The following is a 22446-nucleotide window of genomic DNA, read 5'->3' as shown; positions in this document are numbered from 1 at the left end:
TGAAGGGAGCACAATGAATATTAGACAAGCCTATATTGATTTTTTTGCTAAGAAAGACCATAAAGTCTATGATTCTATGCCACTTATTCCAGATGATGCAAGTTTGCTTTTTACAAACGCGGGAATGGTGCAATTTAAGGATATTTTTACAGGCAATATTCCTATTCCCACATTGCCAAGAGCTACAAGCTCACAGCTTTGTATCCGCGCAGGTGGAAAGCACAATGACTTAGAAAATGTCGGCTATACAGCGCGTCATCATACACTTTTTGAAATGCTTGGTAATTTTAGCTTTGGTGATTATTTCAAAAAAGAGGCAATCGCGTATGCGTGGGAGTTTGTAACGCAGATTCTAGGTTTTGATAAATCTGTGTTATACGTAACAATCCACGAGAGCGATGATGAGGCATATAAGCTATGGTGTGAGCATATCGCGGCAGAGCGTATTAAGCGAATGGGCGATAAGGATAATTTCTGGCAAATGGGTGATAGCGGACCTTGCGGACCTTGCAGTGAAATCTATGTCGATCAAGGCGATAAATATTTTCATAGCGATGAAGATTATTTCGGTGGCGAGGGTGATAGATTCTTAGAAATATGGAATCTTGTCTTTATGCAGTTTGAACAAAAAGATGGCAAAAGAATACCTTTGCCAAAGCCTAGCATTGATACAGGAATGGGCTTAGAGCGTGTCATTGCGCTTAAAGAGGGCAAGATTAATAATTTTGATACAAGTCTTTTTGCACCCTTAATGCGATGTATTGAGAATCTCACGCACAAAACATATATGGGCGATGATGAAATTTTTGATAGATTTGACTTTCAAGAATCACAGATTCTTGAAATTAAAAATACTCAAGCTTCTTTTCGTGTAATAGCAGATCATGCTAGAAGTGTTGCTTTTCTTTTAGCACAAGGAGTAAATTTTGACAAAGAGGGGCGCGGCTATGTTTTGCGTAGGATATTACGCCGTGCAGTGCGCCACGGTTATTTGCTAGGACTAAAAAAGCCATTTCTATACGAGGTTGTGGGCGTGGTGTGTGAAAGTATGGGAGAGCATTATTGTTATTTGCAAGAGCGCAAAAATGCCATTAAAGAGCAGTGTAATGCAGAAGAACTTCGATTTTTTGAAACCATAGAATCCGGAATGGCATTGTTTAATGCGGAGTTAGAAAGTTTGCAAAGTGAGGATTGTAAAAAGCAAGAGGGGACTTTTAGCGGTGAAGTGGCGTTTAAGCTCTATGATACTTATGGCTTCCCGCTTGATTTAACTCAAGATATGTTGCGCCAAAAGCATATACAAGTGGATATGGAAGTGTTTGATCAATGTATGAATGAACAAAAAAATCGCTCAAAGGCGAGTTGGAAAGGCAGCGGTGATTCTTTGAAAGAGGGAGATTTCAATCTGCTTTTAAGCAAGTTTGGGAAAAATGAATTTGTGGGCTATGAGAGCAATAAGCAATCGTGCAAGATTAAAGCCTTGTTAGATTCTAATTTTAGAATAGTGGATATATTAGAGCCTAATTCTCAAGGCTGGGTAATGCTTGATATTACGCCATTTTATCCTGAAAGCGGGGGTCCTGTGGGCGATACGGGTGTGCTATATTCTACAAATAAAGCTTTAGAATCTTCACAGGCGCAAAAATATGCCAATGTGCTAGATACGCAAAAATTCTTTGGGCTAAATCTCTCTCTTGTAGAATCTCTAAGAACCTTGAAAGTAGAGCAGGAAGTATTTGCGGAGGTAGATTCTAATCGTTTAGAGATTATGAAACACCACTCGGCTACGCATTTGCTACATTTTGCGCTAAGCAAAGTGTTAGGAAGTCATATCGCTCAAGCAGGAAGCCTCGTGCAGCCTCATCGTTTGCGCTTTGACTTCTCTCATCCAAAGGCTTTGACAAATGATGAAATTACCCATATTGAAAATCTTGTCAATGAGCAGATTCTTAAAGCAAATAGCCAAAAATGTGAAACTATGAATATCAAAGATGCAAAAGAAAAAGGAGCGAAAGCTCTTTTTGGTGAGAAGTATGGAGAGAGTGTGCGTGTGATTTCTTTTGGCGATTCTATCGAGCTATGCGGTGGGATTCATATTAAGAACACTGCTGAAATTGGCAGTTTTTACATCACTAAAGAATCAAGTGTAAGCAGTGGCGTGAGGCGAATTGAAGCAGTATGTGGAAATGCGGCATATCAATATGGTAAGAATGCTTTGATTGAATTAGATAAGGCAAGAGAATCTTTAAAATCTCAAGATGTTTTGCAAGGCATTGACAAATTAAAAATGCAGTTAAATGAGGCAAAAGAGAGAGTAAATAAGGCGAAACAGAATATAAAAAGCCTTGATTATGAGGAGATAAATGGCGTGAAGCTCATTGTGCTAAAGCTTGATTTCATAAGCGCAAATGAAGCAAAAGAGTTGATTGATAGGGTGAAAAATGAAAATGAAAATGTAGCTATTTTGCTATTGACTAAATCTAAAAATAAAATAAGCATTGCAGCAGGGGTAAAAAATGCACAGCTAAAAGCTGGGACATGGGTGAAGCAAGTAGCACAGATCCTAGGAGGCAGTGGCGGAGGTAGAGATGACTTTGCCACTGCAGGAGGCAGGGATATAAGTAAGATTAATGAGGCTTTAGCTTTAGCTATAGATATTGCAAAGAATGTTTTAAGGGATTATTAAGCATATTGGATTTTAGTATTTATCTTCCTAGAAGATTGTTTTGTGGGAAATATGAGCTTTTTGTCATTACTGTTCCTTAAATAAAGTATAAAAATTTATTGCTGCTAGATTTTAAATTGTAAATTTGTGTATAAGGGCGATTGCCCAATATCTAGCATATTCTATACATTCATAAACATGACAATATATAAACAATACTACATTACCTTGTATCATGAAGTGGAAATCTATCATCTAGTTTTTTACAAAAGCGCATAGATACTAATATTACTAACCATGATACATAAATCCACAAAAGCATAAACATGATTATAGAAATAGACCCATAAATATTTTTATAGAATTGATTATATCCCATGTAATAAACAAATAAGCTTTTGAATAGATACCAAATACCAGCACCAAGCATACTACTTAAGGCTAGCACTGTAAAACGAATAGATTTATTTGCTGCTATGCGAAATAGGATTGCAAAAGTTAACCATGCAGTAAGCATTGGTATGAACTTAGAAAAACTAGAAAATATATCCCAATACTTAGTAGATAAGCTTGAACCAAAATATATTGATGTTACTAAGAATATTGGTATAAGAGTGATTAGTAACCAATAAATTATAAAGGAGTCAAATAGACTTCGTTTCTTAGCAATAAAGATTCTAGCGGATATATCATCAAAGTTACGAAAGAAGAAAAAAGAGCTAACAAGGGCTACTAGGAATCCTATAAATCCCATCTCTTTGCCATTAAGCAAGAATCCATCAATCATAGTTAAGATGTCATTTGTATTGTCAAGCAATATATTATCTAATATAAACTCTTTAAGGCTATTAATTTGATTGTTAAATAATGGAAAAGTTGTAAAAATAGAAATAAATACAAGTAACATTGGTATAATGGAGAATATATTATAAAAACTTAGAGATGAGGCGTAGTGAAATATTTTTTCTTTATCTGTGAAGTCGTAATAATAATGAATACATTTATAATATTCATTATATAATTTTGCTTTGATTTTGGCTAAAAAACTACTTTTTTTTGAATCTATATTATTTTTAAGTTTAGGATTGTGCTCTATTGTGCTATTATTTGATATGCAACTTGATGTATAATTTATATTTATAGAAGTGGGTAAAAAGCTTATATTGTATTTTATATTATCTAGTGGGCTGCTATTTGTATTAGGATTTGTTTGGTTAGTAAATAATGAGCTATATTTTGTCATTAATAAGTTATTCCTTAATATTATCATAACACAAGTTTAACGGTGAAGCTAGTCTAAAAACTCTTGCCTAATTAGTTTACCATAATAATATTTAAGGGATAGTGTTTTTTTATTCTCATCGAATATATGAAGCCAATTGTGAAGAACACCATTCTTAAAATTTGCTTTCAAGACTTGATTTTTAGTATTGTATTGGTAGAAAGAGCCATGTAACTTGGATTTTTTATAATATCCATAGAAATGTAGTTTTCCATCAGGATAGAAGTGCTTGAAGCTACCATGTAGATAATCATTCTTATAATGCACTTCCAATGCTACTATCGTATTTTTATAGTAACCTACAAATTTTCCATGCTTTAATGACCCTTTGCAAGTTCCATCCAGGATAATCTCATCAATAACTACTTGACATTGATTTAACTTAGCAAAAGCAAATGAAAGAATCAGTATGAATATAAATAATATATATCTCATGATTTAGTTTAAACTTAAATTTAATTAAATACAAGTAATAATTTGACAATTATTTAGTAGAAAAAGACATACTAGGAATCCTAAGTTAATTATAGTTCCTTAATAATGTCTTATATTAGTAGTTTTAATTTTGAATAGGTAATTTCAATCTATTTAACGTTTAAAACCTCATTAATTTTTTTGATTCTATCTTCATTTAATAGATAGATTAGATTTTTTTCATCTTGTTTATTTTTTCTTAATTCTTCTTTTTTCTTAACTATACGATTTAGAATGCTTGTAGCTTTTGAGTTATTTCTATCATATTTCGCTTCTTCTAGATCTAGCTTGAGATTTTTCAAGTCAAATGCTACAGATTCCCGATAATCCTTAAATTTTTGAGTTTGTTTTTTCATTTCTTTATGAAATTCATATTCAATTTGTAAAATTTCTCTCTTTTGCTTGAAGCTAGCCTTATGATATATCTCTCCAAGTATGCCATCTGGTGCTTTTAGTTCCATATGATGATCGTTATGGTTATGCATACCAGACTGATTATGTGTATTCTTATTGTCCATATCCGAGTGTGCCATTAACAATCCTGTGGTAGCAACAGAAACAAACAATAAGCTCTGTAATATTCTCATGATTTCTCCTTAAAAACTTTAAAAGATGTTGTTAGAATTATAGCTGAAATTATGACTAATTCTATTTTTATTTACAAGACAAGGAGATTGTGAGATATATAGTCATAAATCTATGGAGGCTTTTAAAGACTTTGTTGTTAAGTTATCAATATGCTTTAACTTTATTTAATGAGGATTCGTTAATTACTGGCAGAATTTATAAATATCTCGAGCTTAATTGCACTGAAGTTTTAATTGTCCTTAATATCTCATCAGGGCTAATAGAAGCAATCTCGAATCTGTTGCTTTTTGATACGATATAAGGGTTTCCTAATAGTACTCGTTCAATAGATGTGTCTCGCATATTTTTCCCACTAGTTTTAGAACTATTACCATATAAAGTAATAGTTGGTGCGCCCATAACCCATGCAAGATGTGTGACACCTGTATCTCCACCAATGACGCAATCCATCTGTTTCATAACGAATTTTAAGTTATTCATTGATAGTTTTGGTAGTTTGCATACTCTTATATTTTGCTGTTTTATCATTTCTAATAAATCATCTGCCCTATCTGAATCCTCATTCCATACCAAAAAGAATTCTGAATTGGGTATAAATCTTGTTATTAGCCTTGAAAGCATGGCATAGTTCTTAATTGGATATACTTTTTCTGGAATCGATGCTTCTAGTATAAATAGTATCTTAAAGGTTTTTTCTCCTATTGTTTCATTTTGTTGAAGCATCTTTAAGAGTTCTGGATCTAAATTGTGATAGCTAATTCCAAGGCTTTGGGAGCGTAGTTCAATTGCCTTTGAAAGAGGCATTACAGACTCATTGAATTTATTTATATGACTAAATAGCACCTTGAAATTTCGCTCTAAAATATTTGAATCATAGCTTATGTCTACCTTATGCGAATATAGATAGCTAGCCATACCCTCTCTGCAGCCATTTTTGCTAAATCCTACAAATTTATTTGTGCTTAAGCACTTACCAATACTAGCTGATTTTATTAGCCCTTGCATGTCTATAACCATGTCATATTTGCCAATATTCTTAGCATAAGAACGAATCTCTACCAATCCTGTTAGACTTTTTAGCATTTTTTGAAATGGAAATTTATGAATTTTGTTTATACATGGGGATTTTTCTAATACACCTGCAAATCTTTCATCTACAAACCATTCTACTCGACAATCTTGCACTGATTTTAATGCCGCTAGCATACTAGAAGATATAACTACATCACCTAGAGACGATAACCTAATGATTGCAATTCTCATAATTTTCCTTTACTTGCTAGAAATTTTTTCTAGTTAATTCTTTTATTCATTAAGTATTACTATAAATATTTAAGAATTGATATTACTTTGCGTATAAGTATGATTCATGCCATTGTATGTCTTTATGTAACTTTTGTGCAGCATGTAAGCACCAGTATGGATTTCGCAAAAGCTCTCTGCCAATAAAAACAGCATCACATCTATTATTTCTTATCATCTCATCTGCCATTAAAGCATCATTTATTAAGCCTCCGCTAATACAAGGAATATCTTGCAGTCCATGTTTGATAATCTTGCAAGCCATTGTCTGATATCCGGGGAATATTTGAGCAGCCTCATTCATTATTACATCGCCAACTATACCTCCTGTGCTAATATGCAAGCAGTCTATTAGATTTTTTATTGGAGAAAGCAACTGTATAAAATCTTTTGGTTCATTCCCTCCGTTATTATAGTCATTGGCTGAAATGCGCACAATGATAGGATAGGAGCCGCCTAACTTATCTCTACAAGAAAGTATGATTTCTTTTAAAAATAAAGCCCTATCTCTTCCATATTCATCATCTCTTTTGTTGCATATTGGGCTTAAAAATTGCGATATTAGATAGCCATGTGCAGCGTGTATTTCCACAGCATCAAAACCAGCCTCTTGTGCTCTCTTAGCAGCTAAACTAAACTCCGATATGACTTGATATATATGATTTTTATTCATTTCTGTTGGGACTTTATATTTTTTACTAAAAGCAATAGGAGAGGGAGCTAGAATCTCTCCATCAATCTCGCTTTTCCTGCCTGCATGAATGATTTGGAGTGCTACTTTTGCGCCATATATATGACATTCATCTACTATTTCTTTTAGACCGTGTATTTGAGAATCCTCCCAGATTCCCAAGTCTTTATCTGTAATACGACCAATGGGTGATACTCCAGTAGATTCTAAAATTATTAATCCTACTCCACCTACTGCCCTTGTGGAATAGTGTAGCTTGTGCCATTTTGTTGTTTTGCCATCTTTTGTTGCTTGATATTGGCACATAGGTGCCATAACAATGCGATTTTTTAAGATTAAGTTTTTGATATTCCAAGTAGAAAATAGATCATCTTTCTGTTTCATACATGAGTTTCCTTAATTATTATAAATATATTCTAATTTCTAGATAAATAGACAAAATAATCTAAATGTTAATGTTGAATACCATTAGCTAAGTATAACATACCATTGTCCTTAGTTTTAACCATCTTAGTTAAATCATTTTTGTTTGGTTTGGATAGAATTTAAACTATTCTTATAGCTAATCTAAGGAGATATATGCAACCTTTCATATTGCATTTTATTAATATGCCACAATCTTTGCAAGATTCCCAAAGTGAAAGTTCATTTGAGATTCTATGCTATGCGTTGATTGAGAATCCAGACATAGCAGAGCGTGCCTTTCATATAATAAGCGATATTTCTGATGCCACAATAGAGACCTCGTATATGGTATTTTTTTCTAGTTTTTTTGCTGTATTATTTGGATTGCCATTAGGTATTTTATTAAGTATCACAAAGGTTAACTCCATATTTCCAAAACCAATGTTAAACAACATACTAAGCACGATTGTAAATATTGTTCGCTCGTTTCCATTTATAATATTGATTATTCTATTGTTCCCTTTATCGAGATTTATCATTGGCACAAGTATTGGCTCAACAGCTGCTATTATACCATTGTCAATAGCAGCTATTCCATTTGTTGCTAGGCTTTTTGAATCTGCGCTAGAGGAAGTAGACAATGGCTTAATTGAGGCTACTTTAAGCATGGGTGCTAGTAAGTTTTATGTGGTTAAGATGATGATTATGGAATCTATGCCTGCATTGGTGAATGCAACCACTAATACTGTTGTTTCTCTTATAGGATATTCTGCTATGGCTGGGGCAGTTGGTGCTCCTGGTCTTGGTGCTTTAGCTATTAATATTGGCTATCAAAACTTTGATACATTAACACTATTTCTTACATGTATTATGGTGATAATTTTGGTGCAACTAGTCCAAGCTATTGGAGATAGGCTTTCTCGTGCTTTAAGAACTCATAACTTTGGAATCTTTGATAAATTTTTTAGATGATATTCGTTTTTTACTTATTTATATTGTTTTATACTATATAAATCTTAGTTCTCAATTATTGTATATAGTTAGATAGCCATGTATTGTATATATTGTCGTTTGAGTATATTATAAAACTTGATATTTGAATTAAATGAAATTATTTATCATAAAAGTAACAATTAGTAACTATTCTAAAATAAAACATTACCTTGTATAAATTTTTTATTAATTCTTTATTAAAGAAAACCTAGAATCAAACTAACATAGTTTTCCGAATTTTATTTTTAATTTGGGAATCATGGTGTGCAATAAGCAGATTTATTTCATTATTAAGGAAGAATAATATGGATAGTGCGGCTTTTAATCACCCTTACTTTGGAGCATTCGTAATGTTTGTTCTTACTCTAGTGGCCTTTCAAGCAACATTTTTTTTACAGAGAGTAGTTTCTAGAAAATTAGCACAAAGACAAGGCGATAAGCTAAAGAGCGCGCCTTATGAGTGTGGTCCAATTCCAATTAAGCAGGGCAATAGAATTTCACATCAGTTCTATATCATTGCTGTTTTGTTTGTTTTATTTGATGTTGAAGTTATATTTATGATTCCATGGGCATTAGAATATCGCAATCTTGGCATACTTGGCTTTGTTGAGATGTTAGCATTTATTGGCTTGCTTGTGGTTGGATTTCTTTTTGCGTGGAAACGAGGAGCTTTGGCATGGCAAGACATCAAGTAGATTATTTAAGTGCTAAGGGCATGCCTGTTGCATTGGGAACTGTAGATAAGATTCTAAATTGGGGAAGGAGTAACTCTCTTTGGCCCCTTACATATGGTTTGGCTTGTTGTGCTATTGAGATGATGGCTACAGGCGGCTCGAGATTTGACTTTGATAGATTTGGTATTATATTTCGTGCTAGCCCAAGGCAGAGCGATGTTATGATTATTGCTGGGACATTGACAAAGAAACATGCAGAATTTACACGTCGTTTATATGACCAGATGCCAGAGCCAAAATGGGTAGTTTCTATGGGCAGTTGTGCAAATACCGGAGGAATGTTTAATACTTATGCGACTGTGCAAGGAGTAGATAGAATTATTCCTGTTGATATTTACTTGCCCGGTTGTGCACCTCGTCCCGAGACATTACAATATGCGATGATGGTTTTACAGCAAAAAATTCGTTCACAGAAAGCTTTGCCAAGCCCAGCAACAAAACGTCTAGTATAGCTATTACTTTAAATAGATTTTGAGTATAGAGTTCTTATTTAATACAGATTATAGAATTAAGTATTATGCAGGTAGTATTTGCTAGGTTAGTTTCGCGCCTGCGTATGTAGTTAAAGTTATAAAAGGATTTTTAAGGATATAACATGATACGAAGGAAGCAACCAAAAAAAGATGTTCAAAGAAAGGTATATCACACAGATACATTTTATCAGCCAATTCTTACTACTAGGATTCCTACTGCCCAAAGTGAGTTTGCTATAGTAGAAGAGGCTTTAAACAAGGAAAAATTAATTCTTAAAAGTTATGTAGAGATAGGGCAGGGTGTATTTTATGTTAAGAAAGATTTATTACTTAGGACATTGGAGATTCTAAAATCGCTTGGATATAACATCTTATCAGAAATGAGTGCGATTGATAATTTGGCTATTGACAATCACTTTGAATTATTCTATCAGCTTACTTCTCATGAGCAATCTCATAAGGGTAGACGCAGGCTTAGGATAAAATGTAGAATTAGAGAAGATGAAAGTATTCCATCTGTAAGTGAAATTTTTCCTGCTGCAAATTGGAGTGAGAGGGAATGCTATGATATGTTTGGAATCAAATTCGAAAATCATCCTTTCTTAAAGCGGATATTAATGCCTATTGATTGGGTAGGATTCCCATTACTTAAATCTTATCCGCTTAAAGGCGATGAATTTGCTTCTTGGTATGAAGTTGATAAAATTTTTGGTAGGGAATATCGCAGTATTGTGGGTCCAGAGCAAAGAGATAGTGCTAGGGTAGATAGGGCTGATAGTATAAACTTTGCACGTATTGGTAAAGAAGTCCCCAAAGGTTCAGAGCCTAGTGATAGCATTCATAAAATTACCTATCAAGAGATAAATAAACCACCAATCTTAAAAAAGTTTCCAACAAATAATCCTAAAATTCTTGACAAGAGATTGTGAGGTATCCATGGCGCAATATTTTAATAAGCTACAAACTCAATTTGAAAATGTGCTATTTGAGCAAGACGATAATAAAATGGTAGTGAATCTAGGACCTCAACATCCAAGTGCACATGGTCAATTAAGGCTTATATTAGAGCTTGATGGTGAGTTGGTTACACGCGCTGTAGCAGATATTGGATACTTGCATAGAGGCGTTGAAAAGCTCGCAGAAAATATGATATATAACGAATTTATGCCAACTACAGACCGTATGGATTATACTGCTGCAAGCAGTAATAACCATGCGTTTGCATATGGTGTTGAGACTTTGCTTGGCGTTGAAGTTCCCCGTAGGGCAAAAGTTATTCGCACTATTCTATTAGAGCTTAACCGCTTAGCTTCGCATTTGCTTTTTATGGCTACTCATGCTCTTGATGTTGGTGCTATGAGCGTATTTTTATATGCCTTCAAGGGTAGGGAATATATATTAGACATGATAGAGGATTATTGTGGTGCTAGGCTTACACATAATTCTATTCGAATAGGCGGTGTTCCATTAGATATTCCAAATAATTGGTTTGAGAACATAGAGCATTGCTTGATTGAAGTTGTGCAAACAACCGATTTAATCAAGGGGCTTTTAGATAAGAATAGAATTTGGCGCATGAGGCTTGAGGGTGTTGGCAAAATCACTAAGCAACAAGCTCAAGACTATGGTTTAAGCGGTATTATGCTACGAGGTAGCAGTGTGTGTTATGATATTCGTAAGGAAGAGCCATATGAAATTTATGATGAGATAGATTTCCAAGTCCCATACACTGATAGCGGAGATTGTTATGGTCGTTATGTTCTTTATACTGAAGAAGTATATCAGTGTTGTAGTATTATAAAGCAAGCAATAGCCATGTATAAAGGCACTTCAACGCAATTAATGGCACATGCTCCACAATATATTTCTGCCCCAAAAGAAGATATTATGACGCAAAATTATTCGCTAATGCAGCATTTTGTTTTGGTAACCCAAGGCATGAGACCTCCAAAGGGAGAGGTATATGCACCAACTGAATCTCCAAAGGGAGAACTTGGATTCTTCATTAGCTCATTAGGGAATCCATATCCACATAGAGTTAAAGTAAAAGCACCAAGCTTCTATCATCTGCAAGGTATGACTGCAATCATGCCGGGGCATTATCTAGCAGATATTATTACAATGATTGGTAATAGCAATATTATCTTAGGAGAGATTGATAGATAGATTCTGTTAGCTATTTGTGCTTTGCAGGATTTTATAGCTTAATATAAGGTAAAGATAATGAAACGATTTGACTTACGACATTTAAAAAGCAATTTTTACGACAAAATGGGTGAGCTTATAGATACTAGATTAGAAAGGGGTGAGGTTGGAATCTTTTTGTTTGAAAAAGGAGAGCATGAGAATGTAGCAAAGAGTGCAGCCTATGTAAAGGATAGAGGTCATTTACTTATGAATTCCTTACAATTTAACCATGTGGATTGGACTATCGTAGTCAAGAAAGTTTAAGAGAAATAAAAGGATTTTATTATGGTAAGAAAAGATAATCCAAATATTCCTTATAGTCTTAGTAATTTCCCTAAGGATCTATCTCGAGTTAAGTTCTTTACCACACAATCACAAAGTAAGGAAGAAATAAAGGCTTTTGTTGGTTGGGACGGAATTGTTATTTTTGATGAAAATCTTGATATTTTACAAACATTAAAGATGTATGCTAAACAGTATCAAAACTATGCTCAATCATGTGGCAGATGCACGCCCGGAAAGTTTGGTGGCAAGGTTTTGTATGAGCTATTAAATAAGATTCAAAATGATCCACATGCTAATCTTGATGATGTAGATAAGTTAAAAGAGGTTTGCGATCTTATGCGCATAACTTCTAAATGCGAGATTGGTAAGACCACACCAAAGCCAATTTTGCAAATCCTAGAATCTAATCCAGAAGTCTTCACAAAAGCAATACAAAATAAATCTAAAGATATAGATAAATCTAGCAAGAATTCCAAGCAAGACATGGATGAAGAAATCATGATCCCTACTTCGTCTAATGTCGTATATCCTGCAACAAGACCACTTACTAATGCTAATAATGTTCTAAGAGACTCTAAGACTAAGGAAACCAAACAAGTAAATGAATCCTTAAACACAGAATCAAAAAATCCAAGTTCTAAAGAACAAAATTATGATTTAGATGAATCTCTATATGAAGAGAATGAGTTTGAATTATTGCAGCGATATAAGAGTGCTATAAAGACTAAGATAGGAGATATTTCTTATATCTCAAAAATAACTGCGCCCTGCACAGATGAATGCCCATCAAGAGTTGATATTCCAGCTTATATAGAGGGCGTAAAGGATATTCGATATATGGACTCTTTGTCCAATACTAGAGGCAGCATGCCACTAGCCCAAGTTTGCGGTAGAGTCTGCCCTCATCCATGTGAAAATGCTTGTCGTAGAGCTATACTTGATGCTCCAATTAGCATTATGGAGTTAAAGCGCATTGGTGCAAACGCCGAGTTTAGCTTAAAAAGCTCTGGTATGTTAAAGCAATATGCCGCCCCTAGCTATGTAGAAAAAGATAGTTTCTTTAGCTCTATGGCAAGTGTTGGCGTTATTGGAGCTGGTCCAGCTGGGCTTAGTAGCGCGTATTACATGGCTTTACGTGGAATCAAGGTTGAAGTATACGAAGCCCTACCTGTGCTTGGCGGTGAAGTAGCTGTTGGTGTGCCTAATTATCGCATGCCAATTGATGCTTACAATCATGATATTAATGCTTGCAAGGAGCTAGGTGTAGTGTTTCATACTAATTATGAGGTGGATTCTAAGAATATATTAGAATTAGAAAGGAAACATTCAGCACTTGTTATAGCAGTTGGCACTAGGGCTAGCAAGAGGCTTGGTTGCAAAAATGAGAATCCAGCCTTAAATGGCTATTTACCTGCCATAAGATTTATGGATTCTGTAAATTTATCTCAAAAATTTCAAATTGGAGAGCTACCAAATCTTTCAGGTAAAAAGATAGTATGCGTTGGAGGTGGTTTTACATCTATGGATGTTGTTCGCTGTTGTGTGAGGCTTGGAGCAGAAAGTGTCATAATGCTGTATCGCAGAGATGAGGCTGCAATTATCAATAATACATCAAGCGAAGAATATCATGAGGCGTGTGAAGAAGGTGTTATATTTCAATTCTTAAGTGCAGTTGATGAAATAATTGAGCAAGATGGTGCAATCAAAGCCTTGAAGATTAATCGTTATGAGCTTATTAAAAGTGAGTCTAGCCCAAAGGGCGAGCTTAAATTAATCGAAGATGGAGGAGTGATTCTTGAGTGTGATATATTGATTCCAGCAGTTAGTCAAGAAATGGATTTCCCTCTAGAATCTAGCTTTGGTGTAGAGACTACTAAATGGAAGACAATACTTACAGATGAAGCTAGTTTTTCTACAACCAAAAAGGGAATTTTTGCTGCTGGAGATTGCGTTAGCGGTCCTTTAACTATTGTAAATGCTGTAGGGCATGGTAGAAGGGTTGCAAGTGTTATTGCTAATTATCTTAAAACAGGTGAAGTAGCAATTAATGCCGATGAGCAAATGGAAGATATTCTAAAAAAGATTGGAGTCTTTGATAAGAATAGAGATGTTCATGGATTCTTAAGCGGAAATAAACGCGAGGTAAGCATGAAGCTAGCCCCGCTTTATCGCTCAAAAAACTTTGAGGAAGTAAATTTTGGACTTAGTATTGAGAGTGCATTACATGAAGCTTCAAGATGTATGCGCTGTTACTATATAAGCATGTGCGTTGTGGGTGAGGATTCTAGCCTATCTGCAAATATGTAGGGAGATGATAATGAGTGAAGTGAGAGAAAATCTAATCATAAACATCGATGGCAAAGAATGTAGCGCATTAAGTGGAGAGAGTATACTAAATGTTGCAAGGCGCAATAAAATCAATATTCCTACACTTTGTGATTTAAAAAAATTATCTCCAACTGGTGCATGTCGTATGTGTATAGTTGAGGAAGAAAATGGCAATATAGTTGCAAGTTGTAAAAGCTATGTAACAAAGTCTATTTCTGTAAAAACTAATACGCAAAAATTGCAAAAATATCGCAATCAGATTATGAGCTTCTTATGTATTAATCATCCTTTGGAATGCGGTGTATGTGATAAAAGCGGCGAATGTGAGCTACAAGATAAAGTTTTAGAGACAAAAGTTGATATTCAGCCATTTTTTGCATTGCAGAAGAAACAAGACTTTGTACATTTTCATAATAAGATATATGATGAGAGTCTTTGTATTATGTGTGAGAGATGTGCTAGAACTTGTAATGAATTCGTAGGTAATAATGTCTTAAATGTGCTAGCTGGTGGCTTTAGCTCTAAGATTGGCGTAAATTTCAATGCTTATTGTGAGGATTGTGATGAGTGCGTTAGTGTGTGTCCTACTGGCGCAATGATTTCGGAGCGTTTTGTTTATACAAGCAATGCTTGGGAGTTAGAAAAGAATCCATCAAGATGCCTTCATTGCTCATTGCGTTGTGAACTTTTTTATGAGGTAAAACATGATATAGATTCCAATAAGCAGGTATATCGAATCAAAAATGAAGCTCATATCAAACAGCTATGCCATGCAGGGAGACATAATTTCTTAAGGACTAATCCGCTAGAGGCATTTCATAGCAATTTTTATAATCAATTAGGAAAAAATCAAAACCTATCTCGCACTAGATTAAATGATTTTAGATGTGATATAGAATCTATTCTAGCAAATGTAGATGCTATTAGATTAGATATTAATGTAACCAATGAAGAGGCTTTTTTAGCGCAAAAGTTAGCAAGCAGGGCTCAAAAGAAGCTCTATTGCAATGAGGCTTTGTATTACAAGGAATTTGGTGAAATTATAAAAAGCATTAGCAATAAATCATTTACTACGATACATAAAGCCTTGTTAGAAGCTAATTCTTGTATAGTGTTAGGAAGCTATCTTTTTGATGAAATTCCTGTGCTAAGAAGTGATTTATCGAAGTTAGCTCTTAAAAAAGGCTTGAAAAATATTTGGATTCATACCCTTTTAGAGAATAGATTTAAAAGCGATTTGGCTATTAAATATGAGGCTGGTAGCGAGCTTGCTATTAGTGCTTTTTTGCTTAATATATTTGCTAAGAGTTTGCAAGATTCCAAAGATTTAGCAAATTTAAATTTTATTAGCAGTATTTTATCTTGGCTTAATAATCTTGATTTGGGGAATTTAATAGCAGAGAGCAATATTAGCGATATGGAGCTTCAAGAGTTAAGTAGGCTATGTGTGGCTAGCTATGATGTTGTATTGCCAAATCACGAAGAGACTACATATCAAAGCAAGGTGGTGGTTTTGGTTGGTCAAGATTTTTATATGCAAGAATCATTTAGAAATATTGCCCAGGTATTGGGCGCAATAGATTCTCTAGATTTTGTAGAAGTCTTACCAATTCCTTATGGCAATGCCAATGGAATCAAAGAGATATGCACTCTTAGCTATGATAGCGGAGAGTATAAAAATGTGTTAGGAATTAGAGTTTTTGGCGAATATAGCCTTGCTCCATCTAGGCGAAGCAAAAATTGCTATCCTATTATACCGCTGCAGTTTATAGAGGGTAGTATGGTTGACTTGGATTATAATCTAGTTAAGATCTCTGCTAGCTTTGTGGAGACAAGCCCATTTAATCGGCATGGAATTGATAATTTTATATTCCATGATTTACTTGATATATGCAAGGATTATTTAGAGCTTGATATGGAATATTTAACTGATGTTATACCAGAGATTTCATTTTGCAAGATTCCATTTGAAAATGGATTCGATGACTTTCAAAGTCAAAGCTTAGTTTTGCCATTTGCTAAGATAGATATTAGTATGCCATTAGATGCGCAGGTAAATCTTAATGATGGAAGCGGAATATATGTATACAAGCCAGCTTTGAGCGGAAATCTAAGCTTTTATAAAGATTGTGATATGAGGCTCATAGCTAAGGATTATATGGATAAGAGCCCATTGCAAGATGTCAATACCACAAGGGATTCTATTCCTATTGATTCTATATTGCAAGTGTCTAGTCAATTTTGTATAGCTACCAATTTAAAGAATGATGATGTGATTTCTTTTCAATTTGATTCATTGGTATTAGATGTAAGGGTTGAAGTCGTGAATGGACTGAAAGGAATGATTGCAATTTTGCTAAGCGAACATTTGTTAAGTCCTAATAAATATTATGATTACAAGAGTATTTTGATTACAAAGTAAGAGGATATTATGACAATAAAGATTGAGGGACAAGAATTTGAATGTTTTGATGGTGAAACGATTCTTGATGTTGCTAGACGAAATAATATTCAAATTCCAACAATTTGTTATTTAAGTGGTTGTAGCCCAACTTTAGCCTGCAAAATGTGTATGGTAGAGGTAAACGGCAAGCGAGTATATAGCTGCAATGCTAAGATTAAGAGTGGTATGGACGTAGTCGTGCATAATGAGGAATTACAAAAAGATAGGAACGAAATCATGACTACTTATTGCGTAAACCACCCATTAGAATGTGGTGTATGCGATAAGAGCGGTGAGTGTGAATTGCAAGATTTTACACTTTATACAAAAGTTGATACACAGCTTTTTGGTTTGCAAGAGGCTGATAAAAAATCATTTAGTTTTGCTCAAAGCTTTTATGATCCTGCGCTTTGTATTATGTGTGAGAGATGTGTAACCACTTGCAAAGATAATATTGGTGAGAATTTTCTAAAAGCTGGTAAGGCTAATCTCTTTACGCCAGATTCTTATAAGGAATCTATGGGGAAAGATCCATATTCTGTTTGGGCAAAGCGGCAAAAAGGTCTAATTGAATTCATAGGCAATTATGAATGTAAAGACTGCGGAGAGTGTATATCTGTGTGTCCAGTGGGTGCTATGACTTATAAGGATTTTACATATAGGAGCAACGCATGGGAATTAGAAAAGGTTCATTCAACTTGTGGGTTATGCGCAGGTGGCTGTAATCTAATCTATAATGTTAAACATTTAGATGTTAAAGGCGACTTACAAAAGGTCTATAGAGTTCAAAATAATTACCTATATAATCCAATTTGTGGAGCGGGTAGATTTGCTTTTGATATGGTTTCTATTGGAAGTAGGAATCTCTCTTCAGTCCTCGCTGCATTTAAAAGGGCTGATTGCTTGCATCTTGGTGGAGATGTTAGCAATGAAGAGGCTTTGCTAGCAAATCTTATTTCTAAGAAATATAATATTCCATTAGTGAACTCTGAAGCAAGATTGTATCAGATATTTCAATTCTACTTCATTCAGGCAAGTTATTTTTATAATAATCTTTTCTCTAATTTGCAAGATTCTGCTCAAAGCTCAAAAAAAGAAGCCAATTTAAGCCCTATGGATATGTTTGCTACATATAATGATATTAGCGTAAGTAAGACTACTATTGCTTTGCATGCTTATTTCAAATATCAAGCCCCTTCGTTGCGATATAAAATCAATAATAATCTTAAAATGCAAAAGGGCTCACAACTAATAAGCATAGGGTTATTTAAGGATTCTCTATTGCAGAGTTTGAGCAAGAATGTAATACAAATCAAGGCAGACTCTAACATTAGCATAGCCGGAATTTTAGGGTTAATATTTGCAAATGACTTAATTGATGATTTTGAGGCATGCTTTCCTTATGCCTTGCAACCATTGCTAAATATGTCAGCATCTAACAAGGATTTTGCGTTAAAGGATAGCAGTCAAGAATCTACAGTAGATTCTAGTTCTAATATTGGAGAAGCAAAATCTAATGGTGAAAAAATAGAAGAAACCAAGCAAAAAGATTTAAAGCCAAATGAATCTATAGCAAATAATCTCTCTGCATATAACATTAGCCTCTTATTAGATTCTTTAAATTTGGAAAATCTAGATGCTTTGAAACTTAGCAAAAATGGCGGTGTATTAATCATCTCTGAGCATACCATTAATGACTTTTTGCAAAGTAATTTGGAGTATATACATGGGTATGGCATTAACCTTTATCAAGATAGAGAAAATCCTCCAAGCATAGCTGAAGCAGTTAGCCTAAGCATTGCAGAAGATATTACAAAGCCAATAGCTAGCTCACTTATGGATTCTCGTGCAAAAGCACGTATACTAGCCTATTTACTAGCATTTTTATGCTCTAAGCTAGATCTAAAGATTCTATATATTCCAAGCGGAGCGAATGTGCTAGGCATTGCATCATTGTGTGAGTTATCAGCCTTTGACATATCAGAATCCAAATGTAGCATTGGTATTAGGGCTAAAGGAGACTTTGTGCTTGATGCAAATCTTGAGACCATTAAGCCTAATTTCGCTCTGCCAACCCTAGCCCAAAATGAAGGCAGCATTACTAGCATGGAGATGCGAGTTTTACCTCTAAATCCAAGTGTGCCGTATTTGGATTCTAAATTGCAGCCAGCTTTTGATTTGAGTGATATAGCAAGGGAGATTGGGATATTTGATGATAATGAGCTAGATGAATGTGAATATATTGGCGATTTGACTAAATTTTTGCATTTGTATAGCAAGGGTTGGTTCATCTATAAAGACATTGCCTATGAAGATTTGAATGCTAGCTTTGATAAAGATGGGAAAGACAATAGAGGCTATATGATGATAACAAATCGCAATAATTTTTCTAAAGATGCGAAGCGCCCAATAGAGTTGAAATTTTCATTACGCCTTGCTAGTCAATGCAATGATTTTGGTTTGCCTAATTCTAAGTTTAACGAGGCATTAGAAAATAGCCAAAATGATAAAAGTAGCATAGATGATTCTAAAGATTCTAAAGCTAACTTTAGCTCTAATCCTAATACAGATGATATGAATGTAGCACGTTTTTTAGCTATCAAACTAGAGACGCAAAATCACTTTAACCCTACTACACTAGCAAGCAAGAATCTCCAATCAAAAAGTGGAATTCATGCTAGCAAATCTATCCTTGATGAATTGGGATTAGAGGATTCTAATATGGTTGTTGTTCGCAGTAATGGAGGCGTTGTGATTGCACCAATTTATTGCGATTATGACTTAGAGGATTGCGTTCTTGTTTCACCAATGCTTAGTGGAATAGAACTCTTATTTGGTGATAAGACCCATGTTAATGTGTCCTTACAAAAAGCAAAACAAATTGAATTAAGTGCTGTTTAGGCATGCTATGGACATAGGATAAAGGATATATATGAGTGAATTTATTATTGAAACAATTATCAAAGTGATTGTTGTGCTACTAGTTTTTTCTTTCTTAGGAGGATTTGCTACCTACTTGGAGAGGAAAGTTTTAGGATTTTTTCAGCGCAGATTAGGACCTATTTATGTGGGGCCTTTTGGATTATTACAATTTGGTGCAGATGCTATTAAGCTTTTTACAAAAGAGGATATTCTTCCTCATGGAGCAAATAAAATCATCTTTGCGCTAGCTCCTGTTGTAGCTTTGGTTAGTGCTATGACATCTATGGTTGCTATACCATTTTTTCCAGATTTTGAAATCTTTGGTTACAAAGTAACACCAATTATTTCTGATATTAATGTTGGTTTGCTCTTTTTTATATCTGTTGGTGCAGTAGGGATATATGCCCCCGTATTAGCTGGGCTTAGCAGTGGAAACAAATATAGTTTAATTGGTGCTATGAGGGCTTGTATTCAGGTCTTGAGCTTTGAGGTTGTTGGAGCATTATCAATACTTACTCCTATTATGCTTGTTGGTTCATTATCGCTTGTTGCTATGAATGATTATCAAAGCGGCGGAATTTTTAATTGGCTAATCTTTAAGCAGCCCTTAGCTTTTATTATATTCTTGATAGCAGGCTATGCAGAGCTTAATAGAACACCATTTGATTTACTTGAGCATGAGGCAGAGATTGTAGCAGGATATTGCACGGAGTATAGCGGCTTGAAGTGGGGTATGTTTTTTATTGCTGAATATGCACATATGTTTGCTTTTGGTTTTGTTATAAGTCTCATTTTTCTTGGTGGGTTTAATCCTATTTGGTTTATTCCCGGAGGCATTGCAATTATATTAAAGGTATGTTTTTTCATATTCTTGTTTATGTGGGTTAGGGCTACTCTTCCACACATTCGCCCAGACCAACTAATGAATATGTGTTGGAAGGTGCTTATGCCATTAGCCTTGATTAATGTGCTTATTACAGGCTTAGTATTATTATAAGGAGGATTTTATGGAAACAAATCAAACCAAAAATGACCTTATTGATGTTGAGAAATCATCGCAATTAGCAAGAGTAGATTCTAATATAAATATAGAATCTAAATCTGCTAAAGAGAGTCATGAAGATTTAGCTAATATAGATTTAGCATCAAATTATGAGGATACAATTCATTCTAATCATATTTCTACAAATGAGCATGTTTGCCAAGTAGATTCTAAGAAGCATGATTATTACTTCGTTCCTATGGAATCTCTACCTAGTAATGCCTTGCAAGCATTTAAGCGAAGTGCTAAGTTAAGCTTAGGGCTGGATTTGATTAAGGGCATGGCATTGACTATAAAGGAATTTTTTAGTAAGCCTGTTACACTTAATTATCCATTTGAAACACAACCACTAAGCCCTCGTTATCGCGCCGTGCATGATTTGCAAAGAATGCTAGAGTCTGGTAGTGAGCGTTGTATTGGCTGTGGATTATGTGAAAAGATTTGCACTAGTAATTGCATTAGAATACTTACACATGAGGGAGATGATGGACGTAAGAAAATCGACTCATATACAATTAATTTGGGTAGATGTATTTATTGCGGATTATGTGCTGAAGTTTGTCCAGAGTTGGCAATCGTTATGGGAAATCGCTTTGAGAATGCAAGTGAGCAAAGGGCGCATTTTGGGTTAAAAGAAGATTTTCTAAAAGATTTAGAGGAGGCAAAATTTCATCAGCAACTTGAGTTTGATGGCTTTGGTAGCGTGCGACCTAATGCTGATTCCGAAATAAAGCAAACTCCGCTAGATTATTAGTAGATAAGGAGAGAGAATGTTTGAGCTTATTGCTTTTTATGTGTTTGCAGCTTTGACTCTTTGTGCATTTTTGATCGTTGTTATATCAAGCAATATCTTATATGCGCTTACAGCCTTAGCATTTGGCATGATTTTAATATCTGGATTCTTCTTTTTGCTTAGCGCAGATTTTTTAGGCGTTGTGCAAATAATAGTCTATACTGGTGCAGTAGTAGTAATGTATGCATTTGGCATGATGTTTTTTGATAGTAATAAAGAAGTAAAAGAAAGATTCCATAATCAATTCTTTGTGTTCAGTATAGCTGGTGTTATTTTGTTAGCTTTATTGATTATTGTAGGCAATGCAGAATCATTTAAACTCGATGATATAGCTACTAAGGACATGAGCACGGAAGCTTTGGCTCATTTGTTATTTAATAAATACCTTGTATGCTTTGAAGCAGCAGCAGTAATGTTGCTTATGGCTATGATAGCAGGCATAGCAGCAGGTGCAAATAGAGTTAAATTAAATGAGGAAGATATATCCAATACAGATTCTAATGTTCATTTATATACAAAGGATTCTAAATGATTACCCTAAATCATTATTTAGTATTTAGTGCGATTATGTTTTGCATTGGTTTATATGGAATCTTACGTAGAAAGAATATCTTATTGCTTTTGTTTTCAACTGAAATTATGCTTAATGCTATAAATGTAGCTTTTGTATCAATAGGCTATTATAATCAAAACTTAGAAGGACAAATCATAGCCTTATTTATTATTGCATTAGCCGCAGCAGAGGTTGCTATTGGTTTGGGCTTAGTGTTGTTATTGCATAAGAAATACAAAACCTTAGATATTGATAATCTAAGCAATATGAGGGGCTAAATATGTCG

General features: G+C 34.4%; 18 protein-coding genes and 1 pseudogene. 14 read left to right on the top strand and 5 right to left on the bottom strand.

Going from position 1 to position 22446, the window contains the following annotated elements; translation table 11 throughout:
* The first annotated feature begins 13 nt into the window (after positions 1 to 13).
* The gene (gene alaS, locus LS73_RS07435) at positions 14 to 2686 is read left to right on the top strand and encodes an alanine--tRNA ligase (RefSeq protein ID WP_034559546.1); all 2673 of its coding nucleotides are present in this window, start codon (positions 14 to 16) and stop codon (positions 2684 to 2686) included.
* A 202-nt stretch (positions 2687 to 2888) separates the two neighbouring features.
* On the opposite strand, the gene LS73_RS07430 is transcribed toward alaS, so the two are convergent.
* The 5 genes from LS73_RS07430 to LS73_RS07410 all read right to left on the bottom strand — a co-directional run bounded on the left by LS73_RS07430 (position 2889) and on the right by LS73_RS07410 (position 7386).
* Positions 2889 to 3908, bottom strand: coding sequence for a YihY family inner membrane protein (locus LS73_RS07430; protein ID WP_052089979.1), 1020 nt, complete (start codon positions 3906 to 3908; stop codon positions 2889 to 2891).
* Between the two features lie 48 nt (positions 3909 to 3956).
* Entirely contained in the window at positions 3957 to 4382 is a 426-nt protein-coding gene (locus LS73_RS07425; RefSeq protein WP_034559547.1) for a toxin-antitoxin system YwqK family antitoxin, read from the bottom strand.
* Between the two features lie 149 nt (positions 4383 to 4531).
* Complete coding sequence (locus LS73_RS07420) at positions 4532 to 5008, bottom strand: hypothetical protein (RefSeq protein WP_034559552.1); 477 nt, start codon at positions 5006 to 5008, stop codon at positions 4532 to 4534.
* A 196-nt stretch (positions 5009 to 5204) separates the two neighbouring features.
* Positions 5205 to 6272, bottom strand: coding sequence for a lipopolysaccharide heptosyltransferase I (waaC, locus tag LS73_RS07415; RefSeq protein WP_052089981.1), 1068 nt, complete (start codon positions 6270 to 6272; stop codon positions 5205 to 5207).
* An 82-nt stretch (positions 6273 to 6354) separates the two neighbouring features.
* The gene (locus tag LS73_RS07410) at positions 6355 to 7386 is read right to left on the bottom strand and encodes an oxidoreductase (protein ID WP_034559555.1); all 1032 of its coding nucleotides are present in this window, start codon (positions 7384 to 7386) and stop codon (positions 6355 to 6357) included.
* A gap of 324 nt (positions 7387 to 7710) precedes the next feature.
* Here LS73_RS07410 and LS73_RS07405 point away from each other — a divergent pair, with 324 nt between their 5' ends.
* From LS73_RS07405 to nuoK, 13 genes and pseudogenes are all read left to right on the top strand, one after another.
* A complete protein-coding gene (locus LS73_RS07405) occupies positions 7711 to 8379 on the top strand; it encodes a methionine ABC transporter permease (protein WP_034559573.1) in 669 nt (222 codons plus the stop codon).
* Between the two features lie 326 nt (positions 8380 to 8705).
* Positions 8706 to 9095 carry an NAD(P)H-quinone oxidoreductase subunit 3 gene (locus LS73_RS07400; RefSeq protein WP_034559557.1) on the top strand — a complete coding sequence of 130 codons (390 nt, stop codon included), beginning with the start codon at positions 8706 to 8708 and terminating at the stop codon, positions 9093 to 9095.
* Positions 9077 to 9586, top strand: a complete 510-nt coding sequence (locus LS73_RS07395) for a NuoB/complex I 20 kDa subunit family protein (RefSeq protein ID WP_034559558.1) — start codon at positions 9077 to 9079, stop codon at positions 9584 to 9586. Before LS73_RS07400 ends, LS73_RS07395 begins: the two co-directional genes overlap by 19 nt.
* 143 nt (positions 9587 to 9729) lie before the next feature.
* Entirely contained in the window at positions 9730 to 10536 is an 807-nt protein-coding gene (locus LS73_RS07390; RefSeq protein WP_034559559.1) for an NADH-quinone oxidoreductase subunit C, read from the top strand.
* Positions 10537 to 10543: 7 nt separating this feature from the next.
* Positions 10544 to 11773: an NADH dehydrogenase (quinone) subunit D gene (nuoD, locus tag LS73_RS07385; protein WP_034559560.1), complete on the top strand. Its 1230-nt coding sequence runs from the start codon at positions 10544 to 10546 to the stop codon at positions 11771 to 11773.
* Positions 11774 to 11830: 57 nt separating this feature from the next.
* Positions 11831 to 12058 (top strand): NADH-ubiquinone oxidoreductase subunit E family protein, encoded by a 228-nt coding sequence (locus LS73_RS07380; RefSeq protein ID WP_034559562.1) that lies wholly within the window; start codon positions 11831 to 11833, stop codon positions 12056 to 12058.
* Positions 12059 to 12079: 21 nt separating this feature from the next.
* Entirely contained in the window at positions 12080 to 14386 is a 2307-nt protein-coding gene (locus LS73_RS07375; protein ID WP_034559564.1) for an FAD-dependent oxidoreductase, read from the top strand.
* A gap of 10 nt (positions 14387 to 14396) precedes the next feature.
* Positions 14397 to 16829: a 2Fe-2S iron-sulfur cluster-binding protein gene (locus tag LS73_RS07370; RefSeq protein ID WP_233708782.1), complete on the top strand. Its 2433-nt coding sequence runs from the start codon at positions 14397 to 14399 to the stop codon at positions 16827 to 16829.
* Positions 16830 to 16838: 9 nt separating this feature from the next.
* On the top strand, positions 16839 to 19751 hold the full coding sequence (locus LS73_RS07365) for a 2Fe-2S iron-sulfur cluster-binding protein (RefSeq protein WP_034558002.1): 2913 nt from the start codon (positions 16839 to 16841) through the stop codon (positions 19749 to 19751).
* Between the two features lie 31 nt (positions 19752 to 19782).
* The gene (nuoH, locus tag LS73_RS07360; protein ID WP_034558003.1) at positions 19783 to 20769 is read left to right on the top strand and encodes an NADH-quinone oxidoreductase subunit NuoH; all 987 of its coding nucleotides are present in this window, start codon (positions 19783 to 19785) and stop codon (positions 20767 to 20769) included.
* A 181-nt stretch (positions 20770 to 20950) separates the two neighbouring features.
* Positions 20951 to 21565, top strand: a pseudogene (nuoI, locus tag LS73_RS07355) (NADH-quinone oxidoreductase subunit NuoI); the annotation flags it as partial.
* 19 nt (positions 21566 to 21584) lie between these two features.
* Positions 21585 to 22139 (top strand): NADH-quinone oxidoreductase subunit J, encoded by a 555-nt coding sequence (locus LS73_RS07350; RefSeq protein ID WP_034558004.1) that lies wholly within the window; start codon positions 21585 to 21587, stop codon positions 22137 to 22139.
* Complete coding sequence (gene nuoK, locus LS73_RS07345) at positions 22136 to 22438, top strand: NADH-quinone oxidoreductase subunit NuoK (RefSeq protein WP_034558005.1); 303 nt, start codon at positions 22136 to 22138, stop codon at positions 22436 to 22438. The genes LS73_RS07350 and nuoK overlap by 4 nt, the downstream gene beginning before the upstream one ends.
* Positions 22439 to 22446: the final 8 nt, after the last annotated feature.

Origin of the sequence: Helicobacter muridarum, from assembly GCF_000765805.2 — a bacterium.
Lineage (GTDB): Bacteria > Campylobacterota > Campylobacteria > Campylobacterales > Helicobacteraceae > Helicobacter_A > Helicobacter_A muridarum.
The sequence above is the reverse complement of the archived record's forward strand: the minus strand, read 5'-3'. Positions and strand labels throughout refer to the sequence as shown.